At 47.2% G+C, this 5,093-nt stretch carries 2 protein-coding genes and 1 pseudogene; 1 reads left to right on the top strand and 2 read right to left on the bottom strand.

Features of this window, described 5'->3' with window-relative positions; translation table 11 throughout:
- Positions 1-184 precede the first annotated feature (184 nt).
- The gene (locus ACYVRB_RS14050; protein WP_125706722.1) at positions 185-1,114 is read left to right on the top strand and encodes a site-specific integrase; all 930 of its coding nucleotides are present in this window, start codon (positions 185-187) and stop codon (positions 1,112-1,114) included.
- Positions 1,115-1,289: 175 nt separating this feature from the next.
- Here ACYVRB_RS14050 and ACYVRB_RS14045 read toward each other — a convergent pair whose 3' ends face one another.
- Both ACYVRB_RS14045 and ACYVRB_RS14040 read right to left on the bottom strand, forming a co-directional pair.
- The gene (locus ACYVRB_RS14045) at positions 1,290-4,301 is read right to left on the bottom strand and encodes a type I restriction endonuclease subunit R (protein ID WP_461216041.1); all 3,012 of its coding nucleotides are present in this window, start codon (positions 4,299-4,301) and stop codon (positions 1,290-1,292) included.
- Between the two features lie 61 nt (positions 4,302-4,362).
- A pseudogene (locus ACYVRB_RS14040) lies at positions 4,363-4,977 on the bottom strand (restriction endonuclease subunit S); the annotation flags it as partial.
- Between the last annotated feature and the right edge of the window lie 116 nt (positions 4,978-5,093).

Below are 5,093 nucleotides of genomic sequence, written 5' to 3'. Positions count from 1 at the left end.
CGCTTGAAGAACAGTTAGTAATTGGAGGTTTCTTTCATAAAATTGACGACGCTCTCGCTCTTCATCAACGTAAGTATTTTTCCCTTCCACCTCCGAAATTACATTATTTCATTACCTATCGATTTTGAATTACAGTATGAGCGATGAACGGATTTCATCAATTAAATATTTCGGAGGCTATACAATGGAAACTACCATCACAAAGAGTTCACTCTTCTATCGCTATTTCAAAGAATGGTACGAACTTTACAAAGTTGGTGCGGTTCGCACTGTCACTTTGCAGAAATACGACATGACCTATCATCATCTAATTGCACTCGCACCGACACTTACGCTCAATCAGATCGACCGTAAAACCTACCAACAATTACTTAACCTTTTTGCCGACAACCATGAACGCCAGACCGTACTCGCCTTTCATCACCACCTGCGAAGTGCACTGTTAGATGCGTTCGATGAGGGCCTAATCAAAACCGATCCAACCCGCAAAATCGTCGTTAAAGGAATGGCCCCTGTGCCGAAAAAGGCAAAATACCTCAATCAGTTTGAACTACATGCAGTACTTTCAGATCTGGACCTTAGCGATACACCGAACTGGGACTGGTTCCTCCTTCTAGTTGCCAAAACTGGACTGCGCTTTGCTGAAGCGTTAGCCGTGACCCCAAAAGACTTTGACTTCACGCACCAATCACTGAATATCAAGCAAACTTGGAACTATAAATCAGCTAACGGTGGCTTTCAGCCAACTAAGAACTTCAGCTCAAAGCGCCGAATCCAAATCGACTGGCAGACAATTACCCAGTTCTCCCAGCTTGTCAAAGATCTGCCAGAGGATGAACCAATATTTGTTAATGGCAGAGTCTTCAACTCCACGGTCAACAACCAACTTCGCAAACACTGTGAGAATGTTGGCGTACCAGTAATCTCCATTCATGGGCTTCGCCATACCCATGCATCTCTACTCCTATTCGCTGGCGTAACGATTGCGAGTGTGGCCCGCAGACTCGGCCATTCCAACATGACGACGACTCAGCAAACCTATCTCCATATCATTCAAGAATTAGAAAGCCAAGATACCGACAAGGCAATGCGGTTCCTATCTGGGCTGGTCTAGCCTGTCGATCATGTGCATCGTTAGTCTAAAATGAATCATTTTCGTCAAATAAATCCCCGATTGTTACCACTGCTACATGCAGGATAACGGTCGGGGATTTCGATAAAGCGCTGTATGTTTTGCAAGGATAAGTTCAGCAAGAAAAAGGCCTTTCCGACGTTTTCTAGACTGATTCTCACTTCAATTCGGAAAAGAACGCCAATAACCCGTCTTCGAAGTCAGCGGTTTCAAAGAATCCTAAGTTCTCTGACTCTTCAATCTTGTCAATACGATCCTTCAGCTTCGGGTTGTCATTTAGGCCAACGCCTGGCAAATAGCAATCATATGCTTCCATGATTGCGTTTCCGTTGTAATCATTGTCAGCAGACCAGCGTCTTATCTTCAATTCCTTCTTCTCCGTGCGGATGGTGCGGCGCGCGTGCTGAAGGGAATCTGTATCAAAGTGTTCAGTATAATCACCGCTTTCGATCCCATCTAGGATATCTTCGATCTCCGACCGGTTATCATCATCCATCGGTGTGATATGATCTTCAACCGCATCACGGTTAGTCGGAATCGTATCGTCGATATAGGTGTTCAACAGCTCAACCAGCTTGTCGTAGTCGATGATCTCGTGGTTGTACAGATCAATTGCGACTTTGATATTGGTCAGGTCGATTTTCTTATCATCAGGGAGTAGTTCGTTGACATCGTTGAGCCGCGCCTGGAGCGCACTGAAGCGATCCTTGTCTTGAATAGCCAACCTGACTTTCTCACCAGTTGGTTTGCCTTTCTCATCGAAGTCATCGACTGCCGAGCCAAAAGCGTAGCCTTGCTGGACCAATCGCTGGACCTTCTGATTCACTTCGGCAGCGATGACAGCAAATTCAAGTTGTTCCTTCTCAGAACGCGGCGTCTGGCTGAAGTCATCCCCTGCGATTGCTTTCAAACGCGCGATTTTCGGTGCCAAGTCGTTGATCTGTGTTGCCATCTTAGGCGCCAGAATATCATCATCGAATAAGTCTTGTTGCTCAGAATCATCAGGCTGATTCTTGGCGTCTTCGATCGTGTCGTTGCCACCTTTGGTATAGATAATCAATGCGTTGCGGACATTCTCCTCCATCAACTCGCCTTTACGGAAGAAGCGCACCTTCCCGTGCGGCTTCGCGTTCTTGTCGATGGTGCGGTTGGTCCGTGACATTGCCTGAATCAGCATACCTTCCTTCAGTAGTTTGTCTAAGTAGATCACGTTCACATACTTGGCATCAAACCCCGTCAAGAGTTGATCAGAAACGATCACCAGGTCCAGGCGTTGCGGCATCGTAGCCTCTTCGGCGGCGGTCAGCCGATGATTGTAGGGCTTCTTGTGGGCCAACCGCTTCGTGATATCGTTCAGGTAGTCGCGTTCCGGATTGGGGCTGTTGAGAAAATCTTGTGTGCCAAAGAAGGCAGTATAGTCTGTCATCGCTTGCTTCAAGGCGGCCTGCAAATCTGAACTACCGACACCATTCGCCTCATCACGCGAATAGGTCATCGCCACCCGCAGCTCTGGTGCCATCTCTCGAAACAGATTGTAGTAGGCCACAACTGCCTGTTTGCCAGAAGCCGCAAAGATCCCATGGAACTGATTGGGCTGGCGAACCCCCATCTCAATCGGACCAGAATGGTCGTCGGCCCACTGATTGAGAATATCTTGAACCACTTCCTGCCGATAAGGAAGCGACGTGTAGACCTCTCGCTCAAGTTCCTCTTCCGTCCATTCATTGTTGGCGTCAGCTTCCACATCCACCGTACTATAGGTCACATCGAAGCCCAACACGTTGCCATCGCCGATCGCGTCCTTGATGGTATATCGGTGTAGGCGTTTGCCGAAAACGTCATAAGTAGAAATTGCTCGCGACGTGGTCACATCATTGACTTCATCGCTATAGAAATTCGGCGTGCCTGTAAAGCCAAACCATGTGGTCTTAGGGAAAGCCGCCTTGATTCGCTTCACGGTATCGCCGCTGGCCGAACGATGCGCCTCATCCATCAGAATGACATTGCGCTCATCGGAGGTCAGGCCTGCTTTTACCGCTTTATCCAAACCTTGTACCGTGATCAGGAAAATGTGTGAGGCTGCATTTCTATGTTTGAGTGCCTTCTTGAGTTCATATCCCTTCACCACCTGAATCCGATCTTCAAACGTCTTATAAGCATACGACTTGAAGTTCTCGAAGGTCTGGTTAATCAGATCGACGCGATCGACAATGAACAAGACGTTGCGCACACGCGGCATCGCTGCCAATAACTGCGCAACTTTGAAAGAAGTGACCGTTTTACCGGAGCCAGTGGTATGCCACACATACCCGCCTTCTTTTTCAATCAAGCCGTTGGCATCCATTGTACGCATCCGATCCAGGATCGCGCGCGTTGCTTGAATCTGATAAGAGCGCATGACCATCAAGTTGTCATTAGATGCATCAGGGATCATGTTGACGGTGACCAGCCGATGTAGCGCTGGAATCCCCATTACCTGGTGAATGAAGGTCATGGTATCCGTAACGTCCTTGCCGTTGTCGTCGCGCCAACCAAAGCAAAAGTCCTTATTATAATCCTCAGTGCTTCGTGGTCGTGCCAAGTAGTGAGCTGAATGTTGTGACAAGATGAACTGCACCTGCACAAATGAGAACAGGCCAGTGTACATCCCGTCGCCATCATACTTCTGCAGCTGTTCGAAGGCGTTCCACTGATTCTGAAGGGATTCGTCCTTCTCCTCAATGTGTGCCACAGGCAACCCATTGATCAGTAGCATCACGTCGATGCGGCGTTTCTTGCTGAGGGTATATGGCAAGTCAGTGAAGGTGATCTGGTTAACGATCTCATAACGTGAGCGGCCACCGGCCACTTCATCTCCGTAGAAGATTTCAATTTCTAACTTGGTGCCATCTTCACGTAACAACGGCACCGTACCGACTCCGCCGGAACCGGCTAACATCAACTGCGCGTCATACGGTGTCTTGTTCTTGGCAACTTCCTGCTTAATCAGTGCAAATTCGCCGTCTGTGAGTTCCTTGCCATCCAGTTTTCTTGCATTATTCTGATTTAGAATCTCTCGCCAATGGTCACACAGGTGCGGCGCCGTCACACCGGAAAGGTCTTTGCGATAAGTCCACCCCTCATTCTTTAGCTTCTCGATCACTGCATCTTCAAATTTATTTTCTGCCATACATGCTCCCCCTCCTGTTTCGTTGAGATGTGTTCGCCGTACTGAAAAAGTCGAACTATACAAACAGTTTCTGCAGAAGGACTTTCTTTAGTTGTTTGAGGTCTTCGAGCTTACGTTGATGAAGAGCGATAGTGTCATCCAAGCTGGTAAGAATATTAACAATCTTTTCTTGCTCATCATTCGAAGGTAAAGGAATCGGTTGCTGTTTAACTAATTCAGAATTCAAATTTACCTGACTTCCCGGTTGACCATACTTTTGCCAAAGTGGTCGGAACATTTCTAGCCACTGGTACACAAATTCACGGTTTGCTTTTAAATCATAAAAGATTAGAAATCCATCATGGACCCCTGTTTTCACATAGTTCACTACTGGCTTCCCGACCGTGGCCGCAATGCTGAGCAACAGATGTGGTTTAGCCAATACGCGTGTTTTCTCTTGGCCAAGTTTTGAAATATGCTGTTCCAGGTGGTGAATTCGTCCATTTTGTTCAGTTACATCTGCGATACGAAGCCAACCGACTTGAGAAGAATCATCGAACCATTTTGGATCCTGGATCGGGCGTGGTGATGCTCCCCGTGCAATATCCGCAAGCTCTCCAAGCTTACGCTGTTCCCAATCGTTAGTGTATCCATTGAATCGAAAATCAGGGACTGGCTTCTTGTCAGAAGCGAACATTCTTTTCAATAATTCTTTTTTTACTGCCTGTAAGTTTTCATACTTACGTTGATGAAGAGCGAGAGCGTCGTCAATTTTATGAAAGAAACCTCCAATTACTAACTGTTCTTCAAGCA

The sequence above is a fragment of the Lacticaseibacillus boliensis genome (genome assembly GCF_054784775.1).
The sequence above is the reverse complement of the archived record's forward strand: the minus strand, read 5'-3'. Positions and strand labels throughout refer to the sequence as shown.